Source organism: Bacillus daqingensis, from assembly GCF_042654445.1.
Taxonomy (GTDB): Bacteria; Bacillota; Bacilli; order Bacillales; family Salisediminibacteriaceae; genus Alkalicoccus; species Alkalicoccus luteus.
This window is the reverse complement of record NZ_JBHSGK010000013.1, coordinates 245,895-269,577: the sequence shown is the minus strand read 5'-3', so window position 1 is coordinate 269,577 and position 23,683 is coordinate 245,895. Positions and strand designations below refer to the sequence as shown.

25 protein-coding genes and 1 other annotated feature are annotated in these 23,683 nt (G+C 51.5%); of the genes, 18 read left to right on the top strand and 7 right to left on the bottom strand.

From position 1 onward, the window contains the following. Positions 1–365 precede the first annotated feature (365 nt). From ACFO4L_RS12610 to ACFO4L_RS12570, 9 genes are all read left to right on the top strand, one after another. The gene (locus tag ACFO4L_RS12610; RefSeq protein ID WP_377910031.1) at positions 366–1,787 is read left to right on the top strand and encodes an ABC transporter substrate-binding protein; all 1,422 of its coding nucleotides are present in this window, start codon (positions 366–368) and stop codon (positions 1,785–1,787) included. Positions 1,788–1,922: 135 nt separating this feature from the next. Further along, the gene (locus ACFO4L_RS12605; RefSeq protein WP_377910030.1) at positions 1,923–2,912 is read left to right on the top strand and encodes a LacI family DNA-binding transcriptional regulator; all 990 of its coding nucleotides are present in this window, start codon (positions 1,923–1,925) and stop codon (positions 2,910–2,912) included. A gap of 82 nt (positions 2,913–2,994) precedes the next feature. Continuing rightward, on the top strand, positions 2,995–4,320 hold the full coding sequence (locus ACFO4L_RS12600) for a carbohydrate ABC transporter permease (RefSeq protein WP_377910029.1): 1,326 nt from the start codon (positions 2,995–2,997) through the stop codon (positions 4,318–4,320). 21 nt (positions 4,321–4,341) lie between these two features. Beyond that, on the top strand, positions 4,342–5,163 hold the full coding sequence (locus ACFO4L_RS12595) for a carbohydrate ABC transporter permease (RefSeq protein WP_168005059.1): 822 nt from the start codon (positions 4,342–4,344) through the stop codon (positions 5,161–5,163). 171 nt (positions 5,164–5,334) lie between these two features. After that, positions 5,335–6,777 carry a ribonuclease E/G gene (locus tag ACFO4L_RS12590; RefSeq protein WP_377910028.1) on the top strand — a complete coding sequence of 481 codons (1,443 nt, stop codon included), beginning with the start codon at positions 5,335–5,337 and terminating at the stop codon, positions 6,775–6,777. Between the two features lie 70 nt (positions 6,778–6,847). Continuing rightward, positions 6,848–6,919 (top strand) — a sequence feature (ribosomal protein L21 leader region). A gap of 13 nt (positions 6,920–6,932) precedes the next feature. Continuing rightward, a complete protein-coding gene (gene rplU / locus ACFO4L_RS12585; protein ID WP_377910027.1) occupies positions 6,933–7,241 on the top strand; it encodes a 50S ribosomal protein L21 in 309 nt (102 codons plus the stop codon). A 15-nt stretch (positions 7,242–7,256) separates the two neighbouring features. Beyond that, entirely contained in the window at positions 7,257–7,586 is a 330-nt protein-coding gene (locus ACFO4L_RS12580) for a ribosomal-processing cysteine protease Prp (RefSeq protein WP_377910026.1), read from the top strand. A 19-nt stretch (positions 7,587–7,605) separates the two neighbouring features. Further along, positions 7,606–7,905: a 50S ribosomal protein L27 gene (gene rpmA / locus ACFO4L_RS12575; RefSeq protein WP_377910025.1), complete on the top strand. Its 300-nt coding sequence runs from the start codon at positions 7,606–7,608 to the stop codon at positions 7,903–7,905. A gap of 290 nt (positions 7,906–8,195) precedes the next feature. Further along, a complete protein-coding gene (locus ACFO4L_RS12570; RefSeq protein WP_377910024.1) occupies positions 8,196–8,933 on the top strand; it encodes an MBL fold metallo-hydrolase in 738 nt (245 codons plus the stop codon). 627 nt (positions 8,934–9,560) lie between these two features. On the opposite strand, the gene ACFO4L_RS12565 is transcribed toward ACFO4L_RS12570, so the two are convergent. Beyond that, positions 9,561–10,712 (bottom strand): SEC-C metal-binding domain-containing protein, encoded by a 1,152-nt coding sequence (locus ACFO4L_RS12565; protein ID WP_377910023.1) that lies wholly within the window; start codon positions 10,710–10,712, stop codon positions 9,561–9,563. A gap of 203 nt (positions 10,713–10,915) precedes the next feature. Here ACFO4L_RS12565 and ACFO4L_RS12560 point away from each other — a divergent pair, with 203 nt between their 5' ends. The 8 genes from ACFO4L_RS12560 to ACFO4L_RS12525 all read left to right on the top strand — a co-directional run bounded on the left by ACFO4L_RS12560 (position 10,916) and on the right by ACFO4L_RS12525 (position 17,391). Next, positions 10,916–11,959, top strand: a complete 1,044-nt coding sequence (locus tag ACFO4L_RS12560; RefSeq protein WP_377910022.1) for a phosphate ABC transporter substrate-binding protein PstS family protein — start codon at positions 10,916–10,918, stop codon at positions 11,957–11,959. 102 nt (positions 11,960–12,061) lie between these two features. Beyond that, a complete protein-coding gene (gene pstC, locus ACFO4L_RS12555) occupies positions 12,062–12,994 on the top strand; it encodes a phosphate ABC transporter permease subunit PstC (protein WP_377910021.1) in 933 nt (310 codons plus the stop codon). Between the two features lie 7 nt (positions 12,995–13,001). Then, on the top strand, positions 13,002–13,886 hold the full coding sequence (gene pstA / locus ACFO4L_RS12550; protein ID WP_377910320.1) for a phosphate ABC transporter permease PstA: 885 nt from the start codon (positions 13,002–13,004) through the stop codon (positions 13,884–13,886). A gap of 25 nt (positions 13,887–13,911) precedes the next feature. Then, positions 13,912–14,739 carry a phosphate ABC transporter ATP-binding protein PstB gene (gene pstB / locus ACFO4L_RS12545; RefSeq protein ID WP_377910020.1) on the top strand — a complete coding sequence of 276 codons (828 nt, stop codon included), beginning with the start codon at positions 13,912–13,914 and terminating at the stop codon, positions 14,737–14,739. A 12-nt stretch (positions 14,740–14,751) separates the two neighbouring features. Next, the gene (gene phoU, locus ACFO4L_RS12540; protein ID WP_377910019.1) at positions 14,752–15,396 is read left to right on the top strand and encodes a phosphate signaling complex protein PhoU; all 645 of its coding nucleotides are present in this window, start codon (positions 14,752–14,754) and stop codon (positions 15,394–15,396) included. Between the two features lie 11 nt (positions 15,397–15,407). Beyond that, positions 15,408–16,148: a response regulator transcription factor gene (locus tag ACFO4L_RS12535; RefSeq protein ID WP_377910018.1), complete on the top strand. Its 741-nt coding sequence runs from the start codon at positions 15,408–15,410 to the stop codon at positions 16,146–16,148. 305 nt (positions 16,149–16,453) lie between these two features. After that, a complete protein-coding gene (locus tag ACFO4L_RS12530; protein WP_377910017.1) occupies positions 16,454–16,813 on the top strand; it encodes a DUF1516 family protein in 360 nt (119 codons plus the stop codon). Between the two features lie 428 nt (positions 16,814–17,241). Further along, positions 17,242–17,391: a YrzI family small protein gene (locus ACFO4L_RS12525; RefSeq protein WP_377910016.1), complete on the top strand. Its 150-nt coding sequence runs from the start codon at positions 17,242–17,244 to the stop codon at positions 17,389–17,391. A gap of 172 nt (positions 17,392–17,563) precedes the next feature. Here ACFO4L_RS12525 and ACFO4L_RS12520 read toward each other — a convergent pair whose 3' ends face one another. Both ACFO4L_RS12520 and ACFO4L_RS12515 read right to left on the bottom strand, forming a co-directional pair. Beyond that, positions 17,564–18,667 carry a M14 family metallopeptidase gene (locus ACFO4L_RS12520; protein ID WP_377910015.1) on the bottom strand — a complete coding sequence of 368 codons (1,104 nt, stop codon included), beginning with the start codon at positions 18,665–18,667 and terminating at the stop codon, positions 17,564–17,566. 73 nt (positions 18,668–18,740) lie between these two features. Next, positions 18,741–19,244: a GNAT family N-acetyltransferase gene (locus tag ACFO4L_RS12515; RefSeq protein ID WP_377910014.1), complete on the bottom strand. Its 504-nt coding sequence runs from the start codon at positions 19,242–19,244 to the stop codon at positions 18,741–18,743. 169 nt (positions 19,245–19,413) lie between these two features. Between ACFO4L_RS12515 and ACFO4L_RS12510 the strand changes: the two genes are divergently transcribed. After that, positions 19,414–20,127 carry a lytic transglycosylase domain-containing protein gene (locus ACFO4L_RS12510; RefSeq protein ID WP_377910013.1) on the top strand — a complete coding sequence of 238 codons (714 nt, stop codon included), beginning with the start codon at positions 19,414–19,416 and terminating at the stop codon, positions 20,125–20,127. Between the two features lie 58 nt (positions 20,128–20,185). On the opposite strand, the gene phnE (ACFO4L_RS12505) is transcribed toward ACFO4L_RS12510, so the two are convergent. From phnE (ACFO4L_RS12505) to ACFO4L_RS12490, 4 genes are read right to left on the bottom strand one after another with little or no spacing between them, the layout of a single operon-like run. Next, positions 20,186–20,992 (bottom strand): phosphonate ABC transporter, permease protein PhnE, encoded by an 807-nt coding sequence (gene phnE / locus ACFO4L_RS12505; protein WP_377910012.1) that lies wholly within the window; start codon positions 20,990–20,992, stop codon positions 20,186–20,188. Then, complete coding sequence (gene phnE, locus ACFO4L_RS12500) at positions 20,992–21,810, bottom strand: phosphonate ABC transporter, permease protein PhnE (protein ID WP_377910011.1); 819 nt, start codon at positions 21,808–21,810, stop codon at positions 20,992–20,994. The genes phnE (ACFO4L_RS12505) and phnE (ACFO4L_RS12500) overlap by 1 nt, the downstream gene beginning before the upstream one ends. Then, positions 21,800–22,579, bottom strand: coding sequence for a phosphonate ABC transporter ATP-binding protein (phnC, locus tag ACFO4L_RS12495; RefSeq protein ID WP_377910010.1), 780 nt, complete (start codon positions 22,577–22,579; stop codon positions 21,800–21,802). Before phnC ends, phnE (ACFO4L_RS12500) begins: the two co-directional genes overlap by 11 nt. A 60-nt stretch (positions 22,580–22,639) precedes the next feature. After that, on the bottom strand, positions 22,640–23,650 hold the full coding sequence (locus ACFO4L_RS12490; protein WP_377910009.1) for a phosphate/phosphite/phosphonate ABC transporter substrate-binding protein: 1,011 nt from the start codon (positions 23,648–23,650) through the stop codon (positions 22,640–22,642). Positions 23,651–23,683 lie beyond the last annotated feature (33 nt).

The following is a 23,683-nucleotide window of genomic DNA, read 5'->3' as shown; positions in this document are numbered from 1 at the left end:
AGATCAGAACAATTTCTCGCTCTCTTCACAGGCATCTTTCTGCACGAACCACAGGTCTAAATCAGGGTGGAATTGACACAATTTGTTTGTTGTCCCTTGTGTGCGGACAGATTTTTTTACAGAGTAAACAGTTGGGGCGCAAGGGTTTATCATTATGTTGTTATCGAAATATAAAATTTTCTAAAAATAAAGCTTGAAATCGTTATCATATGGAAATATACTAAGCGTATGAAAGCGATTCCAGTCGCACCGACAAGTTGTGGATGTTGTTCGTTTGGCGAAATAACCGGCGGAAAGGCATCCATTTTTATGAGCGGACTCTGAAATCGTTATCACACATCTAATTTCTTTAAGGGGGAAACGGCATGCGCATTAGAAACAGAGTTCTGACGAGTGTCCTGGCATTATCAATGGTAGGTGTTCTTGCAGCGTGTGGAGGCAATGACGGCGGAGACAACATGGAGAACAACGGCGGGGCTGACAACGCAAATGCAGACACAAATAATGCTGCAGACAACGATGCGGATGACATGAATGAAGACATGGATAACGACGATGAGGCGGCTGACGAAGACGCAGAAGAGAACGATGGGGAAGAAGCAGCGGACGGCGAAGAGGTAACGATCACTTATGCCCGGGGACAGGATGCTACAGGTGCGACAGATGTACTCGTAGAAGCATTTGAAGAAGAGTTTCCAAACATCAACGTTGAATTCCGGGAAATGCCGGCTGATACAGGTCAGTCCCATGACCAGTACGTAACGGAATTTTCCGGCGGCGATGCCTCGATCGACGTTTTTGATGCAGACGTAATCTGGCCGGCTGAATTTGCACAGGCAAACTACGTGCTTGAGCTGGACCGCTTTATTGAGCGTGACGGAATTGACCTCGATGACTACTTTGAAGGAACGGTAGATTCCGGTACGTTTGACGGCCGTATGTGGGCGATGCCGAAGTTTACAGATGCCGGACTTCTCTACTACCGCTCTGACATCGTAGACGGACCTCCTGAAACATGGGACGAGCTGATCGACATGGCTGGCGAATATGCAGGTGAAGAAGGCACAGACTTTGGGTACCTGATGCAGGCGAACCAGTATGAGGGACTTGTGGTAAACGCGATTGAATTCTTCGGTGCATACGGCGCAGAAGTTATTGACGAAGATCAGAACGTAACGATTAACTCTCCGGAAGCCGTTGCTGCTCTTGAGAAAATGATTGAAATTGTACAGTCTGATTTCGTACCAGGCGACATTTTAAACTTTGATGAGCCTGCTACGCACACCGCCTTCCTTGAAGGACAGTCTGTCTTTGCTCGTAACTGGCCGTACATGCAGGCGATGACGGAAGACGAGGAAATCTCCCAGGTGCAGGGCAACGTGGAGTTTGCGCTCCTGCCGGCAGGCGATGAGGGAAGTGCAGCTGGTCTCGGCGGCTGGATGACAATGATTAACCGTAACTCTGAACATCCGGAAGAAGCGTGGGAGTTCGTGAAGTTTATGACAGGCCCTGAAGGACAGAAGATTACGGCAATTGAAGGCGGATCAGCGCCGACGCTGCGTGACCTTTACGAAGATGAGGAAGTACAGGATGCTGCTCCGCTGTTTGCAGACGAGGAATTCGTTGCAACGCTCGAGAATGCGGTACCGCGTCCGGTTACACCAATCTACCCGCAGATTTCAGATATCATGCAGATCGAACTGTCCCGTGCGCTTTCCGGCGATATTTCAGCTGAAGAAGCGATCGAGAACATGGAACAGGAAATTCAGTCCGCACTGGACGAATAAGCACACACAGGGGCGTCTCGGACCAGAGGGATTCACCTCTGGCCGGGATGCTCTTTTTTACAAGCCTAGCGCGTGAAACCATCATACGGCCAACAGGCTCTTTTGGTGTAGAAAGGCGGGGAGGGAGGGCATGGTATGGCAACGATTAAGGAAGTGGCAGCAAAGACAGGACTGTCTCCGACGACAGTCTCACGCGTAATTAACAACCATCCCTACGTCGATCCGAAAAAACGGAAGCTGGTGCTCACGGCGATGGAAGAGCTCGGATATGTTCCGAATTCGTCGGCAAGAAGGCTCCGCGGGCAGCGTACGAATACTATTGCCGTCATTATTTCACGGATCGTCAATCCTTTTTTTGGCCACCTTGTGGATGCGATGGAGAAAATAGCAGCAGAACGGGGTTACCAGCTTATTCTCTGCGATTCGAGGCTGGAAAAGGAACGGGAGCTCCAGCAGCTGGAGCTGCTGAAGACAAAGCAGGTCGATGGCATTATTCTCGCGTCCCTGCAGAATCGCTGGAAGGATATTGAACCGTATACCCGCTTCGGTCCGATCATCAGCTGCAACGAATATGACTCTGCTGCTGATATGCCGATGATCGTCTGCGATCAGGAGTACGGAGGGTATATCGGGACGAAGCATTTGATTGACCGCGGGCATAAAAACATCGCCTATGCAGGCGGAACCGACCGGATTGAGCTGACGCGTGACCGATTCGCAGGCTTCAAACGGGCAATGATGGAAGCAGGCATTCCGATTGTCGACGACTACTTATTTCCAAGCTTTTACGGCATTGAAGACGGAAAAAACATTTTCCACCGCATGTATGCGATGGAAAACCGGCCGACTGCTATTTTTGCAGGAGGAGATGAGGTTGCTGCCGGGGTAATCCAGGAGGCAAAACGGTTCCATTGCCGTGTGCCCGATGACCTGGCTGTCGTAGGCTTTGATAATCAGCCGCTGGCAGATTTAATTGATCCAGGCATTACGACAATTGATCAGCCGACGAAGCTCATGGGGACGAGGGCAATGGAAATGATGGTGGATATGATCCGTCACAACCGTGAAGTAACCTACAAAAAAGAACTGCTCCCGCTGCAGTTGATCATCAGAGAGTCAACGTAACGAAGAAGGGACAGCCATGCTTGGTACTGAAATCGATTTCAATAGCAGGTCATAACGTGCCGCGGAGAAGGAGGAAGATGACATGGGAGATAAAAAGAAAAAGTTTCAGCTCAGTGAGTCACAGCTCGGCTACCTGATGGTGCTTCCGGCGCTGATACTCATCTTTGCTGTCACACTCTGGCCGGTGGCGCAGTCATTTTATAACAGTATGTTTGACTACCGGTTAAATGATCCGACGAGAAACCAGACGACGCTCAGCTATCAAATTGACTTGGAGCGGTACGCGGATAATTACTTTTTCTACGAGCGTGATATGGAGCAGCTCGTAGCTGAAACAGAAGGGACCGAAATGGGAGATACGGTGATCTCCATTCAAAATGAGATCGCTGACTATCATCAAATGATTGTAGAATCTGACAATATCGGCGACCAGTTTGCTATCGTTGACGAAATGGTGATGAACTTTGAGCCGGTGAACGATAACGACTTGAAGTACGGTCAGATCGATAACAGTTTTTCGGAAGACTACATTGACGTTCTGGAATCGGCTGATGAACAGCTGGGTACCTTCTTTGAACAAGAAGAGGATGAAGAACTCGCGCAGACAATCGCCGATGCCAATGCTCAAATCGGCCAGCTGGATCGCAGCATGATCCGCCCGAACTTTATCGGACTGCAAAACTACGGCAAGTACTTAACAGAAGCGAGAACGTGGTCAGCGATGTGGAACACCGTGTTCTTCACTGTCGTATCCGTCTTCTTTGAATTGATCATCGGACTCGCCGTCGCACTCGTCATCAACCGGGCTTTCATCGGCCGCGGTGCGGTGCGGGCTGCCGTACTGATTCCGTGGGCGATTCCGACAGCGGTCAGTGCGATGATGTGGAGCTACCTTTACGACGGACAGTCCGGGATTGTGGCGCATTACTTTGAACAGCTCGGATTGATCTCTGACTCATCGGTATTACTGAGTACAGGATCAGGTGCTATGTTCTCCATCATTTTGGCAGACGTCTGGAAAACGATGCCGTACATGGCACTCCTGCTTCTTGCCGGTCTGCAGACGATTTCCGAGTCGCTATACGAAGCGGCGGAAGTAGATGGTGCAGGGAGAGTGCAGCGCTTCTTCTATGTCACGCTGCCGATGCTGAAATCAGCGATTCTCGTTGCCTTGCTGTTCCGTACGCTTGATGCCTTCCGGGTATTTGACTTGATCTACGTTTTAACAGGCGGGGGCCCGGCAAACTCGACGGAATCAATTTCGGTTTATGCCTACCAGGTGCTCTTTGCCCAGCAGAATTTTGGAGAAGGCTCCGTGCTTTCCGTGATCATGTTTATTTCCGTCGCTCTGATCAGTATTCTCTTCATTAAGCTGATTGGCTCGGATCTGTTCGAGGACAAAAAATAACGCAGAAGGAGGCGATTCACGATGAGGAAAAAAGCAGGACTGCCGTTTTACATCTTTTTGAGCATCTTTATTTTCGTCACGATGTTCCCGTTTATCTGGGTCTTCCTGACTTCCCTGAAGCCGCCGAGTGAAATATTCTCGAGCTTTGCCTGGTTTACAACGGAACCATCGCTGAATTCGTATATCAATGCGATTCAGACGCGTCCGCTGTTTTTGTACATGTGGAATAGTATCGCTGTCTCCGGTCTGACGACGATTCTGGCGATCTCGGTAGCATCGCTAGCGGCTTATGCCGTCACAAGGCTGCCGATTAAATTTAAAGGAACGATACTCGGGATCGTGCTCGCAGCGGCTATGTTTCCACAGATTGCGATCATTTCCCCAATCTTTAACCTGATCCAGGGACTGGGCCTGCGTAACAGCTACATGGGGCTTGTCATTCCGTATATTACGATCAGCTTGCCGCTCGCTATCTGGATTCTGGCAACCTTCTTTAAAAAGATTCCGTATGAGCTGGAGGAGTCAGCAAAGCTGGATGGAGCGACACCGTTTCAGACATTTCGGAAAATTATTTTTCCGCTTGCGGCTCCCGGGGTTTTCACGACAGCGATTCTCGTGTTTATTGCCGCCTGGAACGAGTTTCTGTTCGCATTAACAATTAACTCGGACGACAGCTGGCGGACGATTCCGGTCGGGCTGTCCCTCTATCAGTCGCAGTTCACCATTCCGTGGGGCGACATTACGGCAGCAACCGTGATTGTGACGATTCCAATTGTCATCATCGTGCTGATCTTCCAGCGACGAATTGTAGCAGGACTCACGTCCGGTTCTGTAAAAGAATAACGGTCCATCAGACGCGCCCGGGTCAGCCACCCTGCGGCGCGTTTTTTTGCATGATTAGCTGCAGGGGAAAATGAATGCCTGTCTTGAGGAGGCATCTGCCGGTTATACACGGAGGAATAGGCTGGGAGCGGGCAGGTATGCTACACTTAACGTTCAGAGGAGGCGGACGACATGGATCGCACGGTGATAGTCGAAAAATTGGATATCGGACACCGCGGGGCGGTGCTGGAGCATGGATCGGTGCGGGAATGGCTCATTGATGACGTGCACGGACCACTGCAGGAGGGCATGATCATTGCAGGACGAGTGGAAAATGTCTTAAACGGTATGGATGCTGCGTTTATCGACATTGGTGATGACAAGCACGGGTATCTACATATAAAAGAGCACCCTGACTATCAGGCGTGGAAGCTGCAGGAGAACGGCAAGCCGGCTCCGAAAGCAGGATCGCTTCTGCAAAAAGGAGACCGGGTTATCGTTCAAGTGAAAAAGGAAGCAGCCGGGTCGAAGGGCTGCTCGCTGACGATGCTGCTGTCGATTTCCGGCACATACACGATCTATATGCCGTTCGGCGGCTATGCGGCTGTCTCCAAAAAAATATCGGATGAGAGCCGCGCCGGTCTCAGGCGGGAGGTGCGCAGCTGGCTGACGGGGCAGGAGGGCATCATCGTACGGACGAATGCCGAACAGGCCGAGCTGTTACGCTTACAGGATGAGTTTGAACTGCTCCGCTCCCGGATTGCAGGCATACTTCAAGAAAAACCGAAGGCGCCTGGAACGCTTTACTACGATGAGTCGCGGACCGACCTTCGTGTGGAAAAGGATTACGTCGGCGCTGCCGGTACCGAAGTGATCACCAATGATGCGGAGCTTGCGGCGCAGTGGAAACGGAAATCCCCGCACGTGACGTGGCAGAATGGTTCGCTGTTTTCTGCCTATCATCTCGATAAGGAGCTTGAAAAAAGCCTGCGTCCGTTTGTATGGATGAAAAACGGCGGTTCCCTTATGATTCAGGAAACCGAAGCGATGACGATTATAGATGTAAACTCTGGCAAATACACCGGGACCTCCGGGATGCGTGATACTGCGTTTGAGGTCAACATGGCCGCAGCGGAGGAGATCTCCAGGCAGCTCCGCCTGCGCAACATCGGAGGCATGGTGATCATTGATTTCATCGAAATGAATGCCAGGGAGGCGGCGCAGCAGGTGGACGATACGCTGCGGAAGGCGCTGAGGCGGGACGGATCGACGACAAACGTCGCCGGCTTTACGAAGCTTGGAAATATGGAAATGACGCGTAAGCAGACGAGACGGAAGCTGAGCCAGCTGCTGACGGAGCCGTGCACATGCTGCTCCGGCGGCGGCAGGCAGAAAACCCGCTGGCAGCTGACAGAAGAGCTGAAGCAGCAGGCAGCCGCGGTTGAGGCGGAGGCGTGCCTGTTCGAGGTGCCGGAACGGCTTGCCGCTTATTTAAGGAAGGAAACCTTCTCAACCTCTCTGCCGGAGCTGTTTATCCGCATCCGCCGCACAAGCGGAAACGCAGAGCTTGTTCGAACCGGCACGGTGGATGAAGTAAAGGAGAGCGGAGAGCGTCTCGGGGGCGTTCGTTCCTGATCGAAAAAGCGATTGACGCTGATAGTTCTGCTATGGTATGATTTCCTTTGTTAGTTATTTGGCTGCGCCCAAATGACTGTAACCGCACGGAGCAGGTTTTTAAGCGTCTGACGCACCTGCAAAGGCGAGTCTGAGTCCAAGAGGAGGTGCGCAAGATGTACGCAATCATTGAAACTGGTGGTAAGCAGGTTAAAGTGGAAGAAGGCCAGGAGATTTTCGTTGAAAAGCTTGACGTGGAAGCAGGTGACACTGTCACATTTGACCGTGTTCTGCTCGTAGGCGGAGACGAAACAAAGGTCGGAGCTCCACTTCTCGACGGAGCTACTGTTACTGCAAAGGTTGAGAAAAACGGCCGCGGCAAGAAAATCACTGTCTTTAAGTACAAGGCAAAGAAGAACTACCGCCGCAAGCAGGGTCACCGTCAGCCATACACAAAGCTGACTGTCGACAAGATCAGCCTGTAACAGGGTCCAAGCTATATGATACATGTTCACTTCGAACGCGATGAAAACGGGGCGGTCACGTCCTTTACAATGAGCGGTCACGCTGAATCCGGTCCCTATGGATACGATCTCGTCTGTGCCGGAGCTTCTGCGGTTTCATTCGGAGCCGTTAACGCGGTGTATGAATTGACCGGGACGAAGCTTGACGTCGGCATGGAGAGCGGAGGCGGATATTTGTCTGCAGCAGTGCCGCAAGGCCTGCCGGAGCGGGTATTCAGCCAGGTTCAGCTCCTGCTTGAAGGACTTCTCGTTTCTCTCAAAACGATCGAAGACCAGTACGGCGAATTTATTCGTGTCCATTCTTAAATCACGGGAGGTGAAGACCATGCTATTCAATCTGGATCTTCAGTTTTTCGCACAGAAAAAAGGTGTAGGTAGTACAAAGAACGGCCGTGACTCCGAGTCCAAGCGTCTTGGTGCTAAGCGTGCAGACGGACAGTCTGTAACTGGCGGCTCTATTCTCGTACGTCAGCGCGGAACGCGCATCTACCCAGGTGTGAACGTTGGAAAAGGCGGCGACGACACGCTATTTGCGAAAGTCGACGGCGTTGTTAAATTTGAACGTGTTGGACGCGACCGCAAGCGCGTCAGCGTTTACCCGGTACCGGCAGCTGTTGAAGCATAAGCCGGCAGGCTTCTTCCTTTATGGAAGGAGCTTTTTTTGTATACGAAAACAAGGGTAAGGGGAACCTTCTGCCAGCAGCGAGTCCGGTGAAACGGTTTTGAAAAAATGGGTTACATACGTGAAGTAAAAGCTTGTCTGGGGAGGATTGCTACAGCTGCTTTAACTTTCGCCAATAGTAGTCGAGAACAAGCCCTTGGGTAAGCCTTCGCCGAGAGTGGAACAGCTTGATGTATGTTGGTTGAACGAGCTATTTTCAAGGTAGCTCATAAAAAAAAGGAGCGTGACAGCAAATGAAAATAACAGTTGTCGGCAGGTGGGGGGCGTTTCCGGAACAGGGGGAAGCGTCAGCCTGCTATATCGTTGAGCATAAAGGTTACAGCTTTTTAATCGACTGTGGAAGCGGGGCGTTAAGTACGCTTCAGGCATATACAGACCGAAGGAACATTGCTGCTGTTATTTCCACGCATCATCATTTTGACCACGTGGCCGATCTAGGGGCTCTCGTATACAGCCGCGTTGTCGACCAGGCACTCAACGATACGGATCAGACGCTTGCGATCCACTACCCGGAGGAAAGCAGGCTGCACTACGAGCAGTACGAAAAAGAGCCGGCAGCGGTCATCATTCCTTATGATCCGACGGAACGCCTGACGTTCGGCGGCGTCACGGTTACTTTTCAAAAGACTGGACACCCTGTGCCGTGCTATGCGGTCAAGCTCGAGGCAGAGGGGCGCACGATCGTCTTTACGGCCGACGCCGTTTATGATGAAAAGCTGGCCGCGTTTGCGAAAAGAGCAGATCTGCTCATCGCCGAATGCAGCTTTTATGCTGGACAGGATGCAGGCGCGTTCGGACACATGACGAGCGTGGAGTGCGGCAGACTAGCTGCCTTAGCCGGTGTCCAGGAGCTGTGGCTGACCCATTTGCCTCACTTTGGGGAGGTGGCAGAGCTGAAACGCGAAGCGGAAGCTACGTTCGGCGGCAGTGTAAAGCTTGCTGAAGCGGGACTTACGATGCAAGCAGAATAGAGATGAACAACCTGAGAGGCTGCTCGTATTTAAACGATCAGCCTCTCAGGCTGTTGAAAAGGTCTTTCAACTTACATATTTGTTCGTTTGATTGTATTTCCCCTCCGCTTACCGAGCCTGCCGTGGGCTGGCCTTCAGCTATTTCTCAGGGCGACCCCTGAGAAAGGATCTTCAGACTGCGCTGATCCCACGGGCGTCCCCGCCGGACACATCGGGGAAACGGCTCTGATTCATGGAGAACAACGTCACGACAGGCAGGTGCGACCGCTTTTTTAACCTTTTATACGGAATTGTAGGAAGAATTGGCATCCCTATTCAACATCGAAACGTCGTATAGGGAAGGTTCTATCCGTATGGAAGCCGACGTGCAGGCCTAACCACACATATGAACCGTACTGCCAGCTGCCGACATCGAAGGAGCTCGACTCCTGGAGGATCAGAACGAGGCGAAGATCCAGCGCTTCCGACAGCAGGAGGAAGCGGTTAGCTGAGCCCGTTCCCTCCGGAAAGCGAGTGTCCGCAGATACAGGCAGATGCAACGTTATTCACTTAAAATGACTTTATCAACACTCTGAGAGGCTGATCGTATTTAAACGATCAGCCTCTCTTTTTTAGTAATATGCGTTTCTATGCCCCGCAGCATTTTTTATACTTTTTTCCGCTCCCGCACGGGCAGGGGGCGTTTCGTGATACTTTGGAGACGACCGGTGATTTGGCAGCTGCCGGATTGGGCACCTCAACAGGCGCATAGCCTTTTAACATCCACTGCTTCGTATGATTGTACAGCTGCTGCATCGCTGCCATCGTTTTCGCTGCATCCTGATCATCTGCTATTTCAAACCGTTCCACGAACTCGACTGCTTCCTCATTGAATGAATCACCCATTCGGAACGAGTGCTCTAAAAGTGCGGCGTCTTTCCATGCTTCCTCTTTCTCGATACCGAGTGTGTTCTCCATAAATGCGGCAAACTTCCGCACCGGAGCAGTATCTGCCGGGCCGGCGCTGTCCTGGTAGCTGGCGAGAAGCTCAGGCGCTACCTCTGCATAGCCGATCGGCCTTGAAAACTGCTCCTCCAGGAGACCGAGAGGATCACGGTTAGGAAGCGTCAGCTCGGTCTGTGCGAGCAGCCCGTCCTCTAAAAACACTTCGTACGGATTCCAGTAAGTAAATTCTTCGAAAATACCTAAAATCGTCGATTCATCAGCGTCAGGCAGGGCGCGCTGGACCATCGCGACGTACGTCGGCACGGTGACGACGCCGTAATGAACGGCGCAGCCAAGCGCTGTGCCGCAGATGATATCGTTTCGCTCCCAGACAGCGCTGAATTCAGGGTTTTCTTTTAACACTTCCTGCATCCGCTGCTGTACATCCGGACTGACCGCCAGATAAAACCGCTCTGATTCCCGAACGGCACGAATGAAATAGAGCTGCTGTAAATATTCAATGTGAACAAAATGAAGATCGTTAATATCAGCAACGTCATAAACCCCATCAGCCGCAAGCTGTTGCAGAACGTTAGCCCGTCTGCTGTCGGCTTTCATGAGAACGTCGGTTATTTGATGCAGCGCGTGCTCCCGCAGTGCTTCAGCCAGCGCTGCTTTGTTCAGCTTGCTGAAGCCTTTCACAGCTGCAAGCTTTCTCAGATGATCCAGTTCTCTTCTCGTATAGCGCATCAGCGTTTCCATCAGGGATGCGGGCGCCGATGAATCAGTAAAGACGGCTTCCCAGTCCATCCGCTCCACCTGCTGAGCGACTTCCGCATCAAGCTTTACCTCCATCCTATCTCCTCCTCCACCCTTCTCTTTCCTGTATTGTCTCAAAACTCAGCTTCTCTTACCACCTTCCTAAGTCACGTTCATATGTAAAGACAATCTTAACAATTGCTTTACAAACCTTTACATGCAATTCATGTGAGGTTAACAAACGGAGCCTATACTCATTCTTGTGAGGCAAAACAAAACGGTTTCTAACCAAGGAGGAAATGTACGTGAAAAAGTTTGGACTCAGCGTCATCGCAATCAGCTCAATGGCCGTTATGGCAGCATGTGGTGGAAATGAAGAAGCATCCGGTGACAACGCAGCAAATAACGCAGGCGGAAACAATGCAGAGGAAGCAAACGAAGCTGCTGACAATAATGAAGGAGCAAATAGCAGCGCTGATGAGGACATTTCCGGCTCCGTATCAATTGACGGATCTGGTACCGTTTATCCGCTCATGTCCAGAATTGCAGAGCAGTACATGGTAGAAGAAAATCCGAACGTCAGCGTAGAAGTAAGCCGAGCAGGAACGAGCGCCGGCATGCAGCGCTACGTTGAAGGCGAAACGGATTTTGCGAACGCGTCCCGAAACGTGCGCGATGAGGAAATAGAGGAAATGGAAGCAAACGGAATCGAAAATATGGAGTTTCCGGTTGCGCTTGACGGCATGACGATCGTGCTTCACCCGGATAACGACTGGGCAACAGAAATGACGGTGGAAGAAGTAGAGTCGATCTTTATTTCCGGCGCAATCAGCGATGATGATACGGTGATGTGGTCTGATATTAACTCCGACTGGCCGGAAGAAGAAATTAACACATACGGCCCGAACGAGAACCATGGTACGTACGAATTTTTCATTGATGAACTGATCGATGGTCAAGATCTGAAAGATGGCACGAACCTGCAGCAGGAATATCCGACACTCGTTGAACTCGTAAACGACGACGAGAACGCCATTGGATTCTTCGGCTTTGGTTATTATGAGAACAACCAGGACGCACTTGGCGTTGTGTCCATCGATTTTGGGGAAGGCAATATCACCCCGTCACTCGATACGATCGACCTCGAAGGTGACTATGCAGAATATACGCGTGAAGTATTTACAAACCTGAACGTAGATGCTGCCCGTGAGAACCCGGCTGTGAAAGATTATGCCCGCTACGTATTTGAAGTAGCAGATGAGCTTGCGCCGGAAACAGGTTTTGCACCGCTGCCGGAAGAACAGCTTCAGGAGCAGATTGAAGAAGTAGAAGCGATTAATTAATTTAGGGAAAGCGGCAGGTGCAGCACGTGCTGCCCTGCTTTCCTTCTGTTCAATACCCAGGGGGCCTTTAAAGAGGCGGGAGAAAAGAGAGGAGAATCGGGGATGGCACAGTCCACGAGTGTAAGTGCATTAATTAAAGAAAAACGGCAAAAGAGCAAAAGGCAGAAGCTGGAGAAGCTTGTACCAGCCTTTCTGTTTGCGGCAGCTTCTGTATCGGTTCTCACGACCGTCGGTATTCTGCTGACGCTGATCGTGGAAACGGTGATGTTTTTTTCAGAGGTTTCATTCAGGGAGTTCTTTACATCAACTGACATGCAGCCGCTGAACCGCAACAATCCAACATTCAGTATTTTGCCGCTGTTATCCGCCACGCTGTTATCGACGGTGATTGCCATGTTTGTGGCGATTCCGATTGGTTTAACGACGGCTGTTTATTTAAGTGAGTATGCGACAGAATCAGCAAGGCGCGTACTGAAGCCGATCGTTGAAGTTTTAGCAGGAATTCCAACAATTGTTTACGGGTTTTTCGCCTTTACGTTTGTTACACCAGTGCTCAGAGAAATCATACCGATTCTGGACCGTACGAACATTCTCAGTCCGGGGATCGTCATGGGGATCATGATCATTCCGATGGTCGCCTCGTTATCCGAGGATGCACTGAGCTCGGTTCCGAACTCCATGAGAGAAGGCGCAATGGCCTTTGGAGCCACAAAGTTTGAAGCAACCGTCCGTGTTGTCATTCCTGCTGCAATTTCCGGTATTATCGCTTCATTCGTTCTCGGTATTTCCCGGGCAATAGGGGAAACGATGATCGTCACGATTGCAAGCGGAAGCAACAAGAACCTTACCTTCGATATCACCCAGTCGATGCAGACGATGACCGCCTACATTGTAGAGGTCACAAGCGGAGATGCCGGAGCCGGCACGACCGCCTACTACAGTCTGTACGCCGTCGCCATCACGCTCTTCTTCTTTACGCTGGCGATGAACATGCTGGCGAAATATATATCGAAGCGATTCAGGGAGGCATACTGATATGGCAATGAATTATATCGACCAGGAAGCGGTATCCAGGCAGCTGCCAAAGCGGATTGCCGTCAACAAAATCATCCGCGGCCTCTTTTTCGGCTCGACGCTGTTCGGTCTTGTCGTGCTGGCTGTTCTGCTGTACGACGTGATTACCGACAGCTGGGGCTGGATTAACTGGAACTTTTTAACGAGCGTCACATCATTTGATGCACAAAATGCAGGCATTATCGGTGCGATCACCGGTACGCTCTGGCTCATGATTATCGTCGGTCCGCTCACGATGATTCTTGGGGTCGCGACCGCCATTTACCTGGAAGAGTATGTGAAAGAAGGACGTGTCCGCACGTTTTTTGAAACGAATATATCCAACCTTGCAGGTGTGCCGTCGATCGTTTTCGGACTGCTCGGTCTGACCGTGTTCGTCCGGATGCTCGGTATGGGTTCTGTCGTGCTGGCAGGTGCTCTGACGATGTCGCTGCTCGTACTGCCGATCGTCATCGTAGCCTCGCAGGAAGCGCTCCGTGCGGTCCCGTCTTATTTGCGGGAAGCGTCGTTCGGTATGGGGGCGACGCGCTGGCAGACGATCAAAAACGTCGTACTTCCTGCTGCGCTTCCAAGTATCTTAACCGGAATGATTTTAGCAATGTCGCGTGCCATCGGAGAAACCGCACCGCTGATTGCGATCGGGATTCCGGCACTGCTCATTCCGCTCCCATCCGGACTGTTCGACAGCTTTACCGTGCTGCCGGTGCAGATTTACTACTGGACAATTGACGCTGCACTGAACGCTGAGCTTGCGTCACTGGCGGCTGCAACGATCGTCGTGCTGCTCGTCGTCATGTTCATTCTGAATGCAACTGCGATTTTAATCCGCAACAAGTTCCAGAAACGATTCTAACGATAACGAAAGGGGATGTCTGATCATGAGTCAGGTATCAGTAAAGCAAAACACAAAGGTAGAGCTGCAGCCGCAAGGGGAAAAGGCTGAAGCGAAAAAAGAAGTTGTCTACAGTACAGAAAAGGTTAACCTCTGGTACGGAAAAACACACGCGCTGCATGATATTGAGCTGGAGCAGCGTGAGCAGGAAGTAACGGCGATTATCGGTCCGTCCGGCTGCGGCAAATCAACGTACATTAAAACATTGAACCGCATGGTGGAAATGAATCCAGACGTCAAGGTGACAGGCAAGATCTACTACCGCGGCCAGAATATTTACGACCGCCGCTTTCCGGTAGAAGAGCTCCGCACGCGTGTCGGCATGGTGTTTCAAAAGCCGAATCCGTTCCCAAAGTCAGTGTTTGATAACGTTGCGTACGGCCCGAAAATTCACGGCATTCGTGATAAAAAACTGCTTGAGCAGATTGTGGAGGAAAGCTTAAAAGGCGCAGCTATCTGGGATGAAGTAAAAGACCGTCTGCAGGAGAACGCATTCGGCCTGTCCGGCGGCCAGCAGCAGCGTCTCTGCATTGCCCGGTGCCTCGCGGTAGAGCCGGACGTCATTCTCATGGACGAACCGACATCGGCACTTGACCCGAAATCAACCTTGAAGGTAGAAGAACTCGTTCAGGAACTGAAAGCGAAATACTCGATTATGATCGTCACACACAATATGCAGCAGGCGGCACGAATTTCCGACCGGACGGCATTTTTCCTGAACGGCGAAGTAGTTGAATTTGATAAAACCGATACGATTTTCTCAAATCCGAATGACAGCCGTACAGAAGACTATATCACCGGACGATTCGGGTAAGGAGAGAACAACATGATCCGAAATACATTTATGACTGAACTGGAACAGCTGAAGCAGGACATTACCGCACTTGGAAAGGATATTCAGCAGGCGTTTCACAGCGTGTACGATGCGATGGACGGCGACTGCGTGCCGGCGCTGAAAGACTTAATTGATGCAGATGATGCGATTAACGCAAAAGAGCTCGAAATCAATGAACAGGCGACGCTCGTCATTGCCAAGCAGCAGCCTGTCGCGAGCGACCTGCGCCACATTATCGTCTGTCTGAAAATAAGCAGTGATTTAGAGCGGATGGGCGATTTGAGCGTTGATATGGCGAAAGCGTATATGCACATGTCGTCACGAGAGGCATTCCTTGCCTATAAAGCGGATCTCGATCAGATTCAGGCATCGGTTACCGTGATGATCGACCGCGTACTGGAGGCCTATGCATCGCTAGACGTGTTAAAAGCACAGCAGATTGCCAGCATGGATGATGAGATTGACCGGGCTTACGGGGATCTTGTTAAAGCACTGTTCAAATCGGACTACAGCGCTGATCAGACAGCTCAGCTTGCGTTTATCGCGCGCTATATGGAGCGAATCGGCGATTACTGCACGAACATTGCAGAGTGGATCATTTATGAAGTGAACGGAAAAAGGTTTGATCTCAACTAGGTGGTGGTTGGATGAAGGAACGGTCGGTTCTGATTCTTGAGACGAATCCGGACCTCCTGGATAAATTGAAGCAAAGCTTTTCCGGCGGAGGCTTTATCGTCTGGACGGAAAACTCGGTGCGGGAAGCGGAAAAGACGCTCCTGCACCGACGGCCGGACGGCATCGTCGTGTCAGCCGTGCTCGACGGGGACAGCGGACTCGATTTTTGCCGGCACATCCGTGCGGACCAAAACTGGACGCCGCTGATTATGCTGACAGAGAGTGACGATGAATTAGACTGCGTGCTGAGCCTGGAACTCGGCGCAGACGACTATATCCGAAAGCCGGTCCGCTACAAAGAGGTGGTCGCCCGCATGAAATCAGTGCTTCGCAGAGGGGATCTCTGCTGCACCTTGACACAGGACGAGACCGAACCGGATATGATTATCCGTAACGGCAGGCTGCTGATTGATCTGAATCAGCACAGCGTGTTTGTAGAAGAGGAGTGGGTGGAAATGACGAAGCGGGAGTTTGAGCTTCTGCTTTATCTCACGCAGCATCCAGACCGCTCCTTTTCGCGAGGCGACCTGCTTGAAGCCGTATCTAATGTAGAACGGGATCTGGATGAGCGGATCATCGATGTGTTTATCAGCAGGCTTCGTCAGAAAATCGAACCGAACAAACGAAATCCAACTTACATCAAAACCGTTCGCGGCGTTGGCTACATGATGCGAAGCCAAGAACAGGGCAGATCCCGCGCCACGCACTCATAGCCTGAACAGGCATCATACAGCAGTAGGGGAAAACGGGCCGGTGCCCGTTTTTTCTTTTTTTACAGGATACATTAATCGATATAACGACTCAAGCAGCCCAAGGCTCTGTAAATCACAGCCGCTGAGGATCGGTCTATCCAGCATCAGATCGTCCAGCTGATCCATGCTGCAGTCTGATTGTGACAGAAAAGCTGATGGCGATTAAAGCAAAAGGATTCGCTGATTTGTCACCAGACCGTTTTGCACGGCTGATTTTTTTCCGATATAATGAAATGTGCGAAAGAAGAGGGAAGGAGGGGACTGGTTTGAGTTATGATGTATTTCTTCATTCACACTCGCTGTTCTGGCTGGTGGGAGTGATTTTGTTTGCCCTGATTACGATTTTTTATAATAAAGGCAAAGCAAAGCCTGCAAAGATCATGCACATGGTGCTGCGCCTGATGTATATTCTGCTTCTTGTCACGGGTATTACGATGGTGATCATGAATTTCTATTGGGCAACTGCTGTAAAAGGAATTCTTGCGTTCTGGCTGATTTATACGATGGAAATGATCGCAACGCGCACTGGTAAAGGAACGCTGACAGGCGGTTTCAAAACCAATATGTGGATTCAATTTGCCGTAGCGCTCGTTGTCGTTCTCGTATTTGGCTTTGTTGTCACGTAATAGGAAGTCCTAGCTGTCCTGCCTTGCAGGGCAGTTTTTTTGTATGAAATTGTCAACCATCGACCTAATTTTCAAAAAACGCTTTACAGGGACTGGAAGGTTCAGTATGTTTAACGTATAACAAATTCTAACAGAGAGGAGCGGTGTTCCCATGACAGTTACACGTACGCAATCTATCCACACACATACATATAGTAGGAACACCGCTTCGTAAGAGAACGGCTGTCTGTTACAGATCGTTCTTTAATAAACCGGAACCGGAGTTCCTTTTCCTGTACACGCCTCTTCGATGAATCGTCAGCTGCCCGGCTGACTGGAGAAGAACCAGCTGTACAGGAAGGGCTCCGGTTTTTTAATTGGTTGGAAAGGAGGAGAACAGGGAGAGACCTTCCGCGCGGCAGATCCACCGGGCGCAGGAGGGATGTACGATGCAGCTGAACTTGATCTTTTTCACTGTGCTGATCAAGCGGAGGCGCTTCAGCGAACAGGAGCGGAAGCGGGAAGCAGCCGTTGCCAGACGCCGAGAAGCGTTTCGACGGAATCAGGAAAGACCTATGCAGAACAGACGGCTTTACTAAGGTTTACAATTAACTGAAGGAGTGATGTTGATATGATCAGAGTAACGAATGGAACCCGGATGAAAGGCACGATTTGGACGGGATTTATATAGCCGCGTCCGGCCGGAACGAGAAGATGACAAGATAAGGAACACGCCCGGCTGACTGTCAGCCGGGCGTTTCTGTTTGTTTTCTATTTCAGGATGTGTTCTGAGCTGAAAAGAGCCAGGTAGGCCTTGTACAGCTGACGAAGGTATTCCCGGCGCCAGGCGGTGTCCTTCGGATCAAATAAGGCCCGGAAGTGTTCCCGGATATCCTGGGAGGAGGTCGACACGTAGTCACTGGAGATCGACAGAGCGTGCTCTTCAATCATGGCACGGCTGCAAAACAGCAGGCCGTCGGCATTTTCCGGAACTGTTCCAGCTTCCATCAAGGCAGAGACGATGCGTTTGCCGGGATACGTTCTCATTAAGTACTGCTGCAAAACGGCGGTCGCATCGCCAAGTGTGACGGAGCCGTCGGCCTTTTGAATCCACGGATGTGCTACCTCGAGCTCCAGTTCTTCGAGGGAACGGGTTTCATTTTCATTGAATATCATCTGAAGCTCGCCCTGTGGACCCCCGCCCGTGTGCAGATCAAGGTGGAGGATTCGTTTATAGCCCGCAGCCCAGTCGGAAAAGCTGAGCGCAAGCTTTTGGGAAGCCTCCTCCATCTGCGCGCCGCCGAAATAGAGACCGAACCGCTCCTGATGCTGAGGCGGCGGTGTGTTTTTCATTTCCTCGAGCTCGCTGTCAGAATAGGTAACAGCAAGCTCGTGCCGGACATCTGGCGGCAGCGGAGACTCTGGCGTAAATAAATCGCGGCGCCGCTGGTACAGAAGGGGCATAAGCGTCCGCCTGTACGCCCAGTCTTTATGGAAGTTGCGGTTTAAATCAATGTTTCTCGCCGTGACCCTGCGGCGGTGCCGCATGCCCCATGGATTCACGCCGTGAACGAGCCGGATGCCGGTAACTTTCGGATCGACATATGGAAACAATTCATCAATAAAGAGATGCAGCCCGGCAGCCCCGGCATAGCCTTCTATGCCGTGAAGACCGCTTGTAATGATGAGCAGTGTCTCAGGAGATTCAGAGGCATCTGCCAGCAGAACGTCCGCCGTATTGTCATCCTGCGGCACCCCAATAAACCACTTGTAGAGAGCTACCCTGTCCCACTTCGCACGCAAATCGTCGATGCGCGTCCGGAAGAGGGCTCTGGACTGTTCATAGCTTTCCTGAAAATAGGTGCTTTCCTTCATCATTCCGGCCCCTTTCCTGTCTGTAAATCCGTTCCACGTTTCAGGGGAGGTGAAACATCCGTTTATAGAGGCGTTATTGGCGGCGGGGAAGCTGGTCCCATCCGTAAATAACTTCGTGCATGCGTACGTCATCTATGAAAAATGTATCGTCGCCGATCTGCTTCCCGCCGTGTGCTTCATAAAACAGCCGGGCAGATTCGTTTTCTGCCAGCACACAGCAGACGGCTGAGCGGCAGCCTAGCTGTTCCAGTTCGTTTACAGCAGCGTTAAACAGCTGGATACCGATACCCTGCCGGTGATGCCGCCTTCGTATGTAAAGTGCATATAGTTCCCCGTCAAAGCCAGGCCAGCTGCCGGAGCGCTCCGGTCCGTAATGAATAAACCCGACTATTTCCCCTCTGCTCTCTGCCACTATAACCGAACCTGTTTTTTTCGCCCACTTTTGTTTCCGGTCCGCTGTTGACATTCTGTTTAAATACGAATCAGGAACGATGCCGCCATATGTTTCCCGCCAGCTGTCCACCTGCACACCGGCTATGCCTGCAGCGTCTTCAGGCTGCGCGCAGCGTATTATCATCAGCCTCCACTCCTCTCTCCCATTATTATACAAATAACAGGCGTTCCTGCACAAATGTTTAGAAATAGCGCAGGCGGGAAGTACAGGAAACAGGGCAACAGCCAATACGTATGCTTAGCCACGTCAGGCATTCCTCATGAGCAGGATGCCGGAAAGCAGAGGAGATTGTATGCGTCGAAATACCATTTTAGGAAACGTGCTGCTGCAGACGATGCACATCGGGCTTGCTGTCATTCTGCTGATGCAATACGGGGCGCAGAGTGCGGCGTCAGAACCGGCAGCTTCAAAGAATGCACTGGCCTTGGAGCGCAGTGCAGGATTTGACAGCGCCCTGCTGGAGCTTGCTGATACGTCGTCAGAGCTTCCGGAGGATTACACGATCCGGGGAGCAGTCAACTGGAAGGACATCAAAGGACTCTCTGAGTTTCTCTACATAGACAGTGACGGTTATTTCAAACGGGACTGGGCGGTGCTGCTCGGTCTGGAAGCGGACAAGTATGGGATTGATCCGTTAATTGTCTATGAGCTGTTAAAAGTCGAGTCTGGTGAAACGTTTGACCCGGATGCCGTAGGTCCGGAAACACGCTACGGACAGGCGTACGGACTTGCTCAATTTATGGAGAATACAGGTCCGTGGATTGCAGAGAAGGCCGGGATGGACTATGAAAAGGAGAAGCTGTTTGATCCGCACTATGCGATTCAGCTTTCCGTCACCTATCTTGCCTATCTGTATGATAAATACGAGGATTGGGATCATGCACTGACGGCGTATCACCGCGGCATGACAGGGCTTGAGGAGTATATAGATGAGAACGGAGATGCAGCAAGCTGGTATGCGGTTGAAATTCAGAAAAACGCTGAATTGACAGCTGCGAACCGCTAACAACCTAAACGGTGCCGGTGGATCAGCAGATGATCCCCGGCACCGTTTTGTGTTCGGCTTACACGATTCGTTTGCGGATAAAGGAACTGAGATAATCGATCGCGGTGACGACGAGAATGATGACGATCAGGGCCATGCCAACCTCGTCCCAGTTCCGGTTCATGGTGGCGAGCTGGATCATTAAACCGATCCCGCCTGCACCGACGAGACCGAGAATGGTAGAGGAGCGGACGTCGATTTCATAGCGGTAAATCGCATAGGACAAAAATTCCGGCGTAATCTGCGGCACGATGCCGTACCAGAGAATCTGCGCTCGGTTCGCCCCGTTTGCCTCCAGCGACTCGACAATCTTCATGTCCACTGACTCAATCACTTCAGCGTACAGCTTTCCGAGCATGCCGATGGATCCGATCGCAATCGCCAGCACGCCGGCAAAGGGCGATGGACCGACAGCGGAAACAAAAATCAACGCCAGCATGATCTCGGGAAAAGCGCGGATTGCATCCAGTGACCACTTCGACGACAGGTTCAGCGTTTTCGAAGCAATCATATTTTTAGACGCCAAAAAGCCGAAGGGAACAGCAAGTACCGCAGCGATAAGCGTTCCTGCAAAAGCCATGGCGAGCGTTTGCAGCATGAGTACAGCAGCTTCACCGGCGACGGCTGTATTCGGCTGGAACAGCTGCGGAATCACGCGGGTGACATTTTGCAGCGTCTGTTCGCTGAATACTCTCGCGAAATCGATGCCGATCCCGGCAAACGTCCAAGCGTAAATTAGGACGAGCGCCGCCGTGACTGCAGCGATCTTCCATTTTCGTTTCGGACTGACGACTTTTTTCGGCGGGAGGTTGAGTGTTTGTTCCATCAGAGAATCGCCTCCCGGATTTTTCCGCTGACGTACTCAATCAGGACGACAGCAAGAAATATAATAAAGATGATCATCATGGTACGGTCGTAGTCCATGAAGCTGATCGAGCGTTGCAGCAGCTGGCCGATCCCGCCTGCACCAACAAAGCCGAGTACAAGCGAGGCCCGGACGTTAATTTCAAAGACGTAGAGGCTGAACGACGTATACTGCGGCAGAATTTGCGGGATCACTCCGTAAGCAATCACCTGAAGCGTATTGCCGCCGCTTGCGCGGATCGCGTCGAGCGGCTCGCTATCGATCGCTTCAATCGTTTCTGCAAGCAGTTTGGCAAGGATGCCGAGCGAAAAGATAATCAGCGCGAGAATCCCGGAGAAAACACCGATCCCGAATAATCCGACGAAAATAACAGCGAGCAGCAAATCGGGGATCGTGCGCAGGATATTCATCAGCTGCTTCGTCGTGTGGTGCAGAACGCGATTCTCCATAATGTTGGACGACGCCATGAGGCTGACGGGAATACAAATGACGGCAGCTACCGTGGACGCAATGATCGCCATTTGAATCGTCTGCGCAAGCCAGAACCAAGCCTCAAGCGCATAGCCCCAGTTCGGCGGAAACAGCTGGCCGAACATCGCCAGAATCGTTGGAATGCCTGCGATCAGATCTGCAAGGGAAGCATTGGTATAAAGCAGCGACAGCGCATAAAGCACGGCTACCGATGTGAAAATAAAGGTGAGCCGCCATTTTGTTTTTTTCGCGCGAAGTCCCGGTGCTTCCGCAGCGTGTTGCTGCATGACGGCAGTGCTAGGAGGCATGGTCTTCGCCTCCGACTTTGTCCTCTTCACGAATCGTGCGGCCGTAAATTTCCTCGAACGTTTTTTCTGAGACGTCGGACGCCGGGCCGTCATACACGACTTCACCGCCGCGCATGCCGATAATGCGATCGGCGTATTCCATTGCCATATCGATAAAGTGCAGGTTGACGATCGTGGTAATCTGGTCCTCCTGATTAACACGTTTTAAATAAGACATCACCTGACGCGACGTCGGGGGATCCAAGCTTGCAACGGGCTCATCGGCGAGCAGAATGTCCGGTTCCTGCGTCAGTACACGTGCGATCGACACACGCTGCTGCTGGCCTCCGGAAAGCTCGTCCGCTCGGGCATGAACTTTTTCGGCAATGTTCACCCGCTGCAGCGACGTGTAGGCGAGCGAGAGATCCTCTTTGCTGTAGAGCTGCAGGAGCGTGCGGAGCGTTCCGGTATGACCGAGACGACCGGCAATCACGTTTTTCATCACGCTTGAGCGCTTGACGAGGTTATAATGCTGAAAGATCATGCCGACGTTTGTGCGCAGATCCCGCAGCTTCTTTCCTTTATACGGCAGGATGTTGTCGCCGTTCACGCGAAGTTCACCGTCTGTCGCGGTTACCATGCGGTTAATGCTGCGGATAAACGTCGATTTACCGGCACCTGAGAGGCCGACGATCACGACAAAGTCGCCTTTATTGATCGTGACGTTAATGTTCTTTAATCCCTTCGTCCCGTTTGGATAGGTAAGGGAGACGTTGTTAAATTCAATCATTCTGATTCCTCCTGGTCATCAAAACACCCGCCGGACGCTGCTCCGACGGGCGTACATGCATTAGTCGAGCGGGTCTACTTCGTCAGAGAACTCATTGTACGCATCGCGGACGATGTCGTAGTCACTGTCATCTGCTTCGGTGATTCCGGTCCACTCGTAAACCTCATCCATAATCTGAATCATGTCTTCGTCATCGTTAAATGAAAGGAACGCTTCCTGAATCTCATCGATAAAGTCCTGCGGCATGTCGCCGAGTATGGAAATCGTATCGTTTGGAATTGGCTCCGTGTAGCCGAGCACGCGCAGGCCGTCTTCTTCGTCCATTACTTCCGGATAGTCGTCTTCGATGATGCCGCGCGCATCTTCAAACGTTGTAGCCACATCAGCATTTCCTTCAAGCACCGTAATCAGCGCGTTGTCATGGGAGCCGGCTTCGACCATGCCGCCGAAGAACTCCTCTTCATTCATGCCGAAGTCATTGCGGATTTCGGTAGCAGGGAACAAATACCCGGACGTTGATGCGACGTCGACAAAGGCCCAGTCAGCCCCCTCAAGGTCCTCGAGTGTTTCAAAATCTGAATCAGCTCTTACTGAATACTGGGCGCGGTAGCTGTCCTCGCCGTCGCGGACGGATTTGAGAATGGCATCAATATCGTAGCGCTCGCTTGCCAGTACGTAAGCGAAAGCCGGAATAAAGCCAATTTGTACCTGACCGCTTCCCATTGCTTCTACAAGTGCGGAGTAGTTCGTCATCACCGTTCCTTCAACTTCTACGCCGAGAATCTCAGACAGCTCGTCTGCGAGCGGCTCGACAGTGCTTGCGATCTGGTCCGAGTCAGATGACGGTACAAATCCCATGACGATTTCATCCGGCCGGTCTGCATCTTCTTCTGCTGCTTCGGCTTCATCTTCTCCGTTCATATCGTTATCGACGTTTACTTCTGCGTCGGCATTGTCGGCCGGTGCGTTGTTGTCGCTGCCGCCGTTCATATTTTCATCGTTTCCGTCCCCGCAGGCTGCAAGCATCATAGCTGCAGCAGCTGCTGTGAATAGCGCTGTTGCCTTTTTCATGTCCTCAAAACCCCTTATCATGATTTAATTTGC

What these genes read in the sequence shown, in the direction of transcription:
- phnE (WP_377910011.1), bottom strand. Translation starts at nt 21,810, where the DNA reads ATGCCTCCTAGCACTGCCGTCATGCAGCAACACGCTGCGGAAGCACCG.
- ACFO4L_RS12525 (WP_377910016.1), top strand. Translation starts at nt 17,242, where the DNA reads ATGCAGCTGAACTTGATCTTTTTCACTGTGCTGATCAAGCGGAGGCGC.
- rplU (WP_377910027.1), top strand. Translation starts at nt 6,933, where the DNA reads ATGTACGCAATCATTGAAACTGGTGGTAAGCAGGTTAAAGTGGAAGAA.
- pstA (WP_377910320.1), top strand. Translation starts at nt 13,002, where the DNA reads ATGAATTATATCGACCAGGAAGCGGTATCCAGGCAGCTGCCAAAGCGG.
- ACFO4L_RS12580 (WP_377910026.1), top strand. Translation starts at nt 7,257, where the DNA reads ATGATACATGTTCACTTCGAACGCGATGAAAACGGGGCGGTCACGTCC.
- ACFO4L_RS12565 (WP_377910023.1), bottom strand. Translation starts at nt 10,712, where the DNA reads ATGGAGGTAAAGCTTGATGCGGAAGTCGCTCAGCAGGTGGAGCGGATG.
- ACFO4L_RS12570 (WP_377910024.1), top strand. Translation starts at nt 8,196, where the DNA reads ATGAAAATAACAGTTGTCGGCAGGTGGGGGGCGTTTCCGGAACAGGGG.
- ACFO4L_RS12490 (WP_377910009.1), bottom strand. Translation starts at nt 23,650, where the DNA reads ATGAAAAAGGCAACAGCGCTATTCACAGCAGCTGCTGCAGCTATGATG.
- rpmA (WP_377910025.1), top strand. Translation starts at nt 7,606, where the DNA reads ATGCTATTCAATCTGGATCTTCAGTTTTTCGCACAGAAAAAAGGTGTA.
- ACFO4L_RS12510 (WP_377910013.1), top strand. Translation starts at nt 19,414, where the DNA reads ATGCGTCGAAATACCATTTTAGGAAACGTGCTGCTGCAGACGATGCAC.
- ACFO4L_RS12590 (WP_377910028.1), top strand. Translation starts at nt 5,335, where the DNA reads ATGGATCGCACGGTGATAGTCGAAAAATTGGATATCGGACACCGCGGG.
- ACFO4L_RS12520 (WP_377910015.1), bottom strand. Translation starts at nt 18,667, where the DNA reads ATGAAGGAAAGCACCTATTTTCAGGAAAGCTATGAACAGTCCAGAGCC.
- phoU (WP_377910019.1), top strand. Translation starts at nt 14,752, where the DNA reads ATGATCCGAAATACATTTATGACTGAACTGGAACAGCTGAAGCAGGAC.
- ACFO4L_RS12515 (WP_377910014.1), bottom strand. Translation starts at nt 19,244, where the DNA reads ATGATAATACGCTGCGCGCAGCCTGAAGACGCTGCAGGCATAGCCGGT.
- pstC (WP_377910021.1), top strand. Translation starts at nt 12,062, where the DNA reads ATGGCACAGTCCACGAGTGTAAGTGCATTAATTAAAGAAAAACGGCAA.
- pstB (WP_377910020.1), top strand. Translation starts at nt 13,912, where the DNA reads ATGAGTCAGGTATCAGTAAAGCAAAACACAAAGGTAGAGCTGCAGCCG.
- ACFO4L_RS12595 (WP_168005059.1), top strand. Translation starts at nt 4,342, where the DNA reads ATGAGGAAAAAAGCAGGACTGCCGTTTTACATCTTTTTGAGCATCTTT.
- ACFO4L_RS12560 (WP_377910022.1), top strand. Translation starts at nt 10,916, where the DNA reads ATGTACGTGAAAAAGTTTGGACTCAGCGTCATCGCAATCAGCTCAATG.
- ACFO4L_RS12535 (WP_377910018.1), top strand. Translation starts at nt 15,408, where the DNA reads ATGAAGGAACGGTCGGTTCTGATTCTTGAGACGAATCCGGACCTCCTG.
- ACFO4L_RS12610 (WP_377910031.1), top strand. Translation starts at nt 366, where the DNA reads ATGCGCATTAGAAACAGAGTTCTGACGAGTGTCCTGGCATTATCAATG.
- ACFO4L_RS12600 (WP_377910029.1), top strand. Translation starts at nt 2,995, where the DNA reads ATGGGAGATAAAAAGAAAAAGTTTCAGCTCAGTGAGTCACAGCTCGGC.
- ACFO4L_RS12605 (WP_377910030.1), top strand. Translation starts at nt 1,923, where the DNA reads ATGGCAACGATTAAGGAAGTGGCAGCAAAGACAGGACTGTCTCCGACG.
- phnE (WP_377910012.1), bottom strand. Translation starts at nt 20,992, where the DNA reads ATGGAACAAACACTCAACCTCCCGCCGAAAAAAGTCGTCAGTCCGAAA.
- phnC (WP_377910010.1), bottom strand. Translation starts at nt 22,579, where the DNA reads ATGATTGAATTTAACAACGTCTCCCTTACCTATCCAAACGGGACGAAG.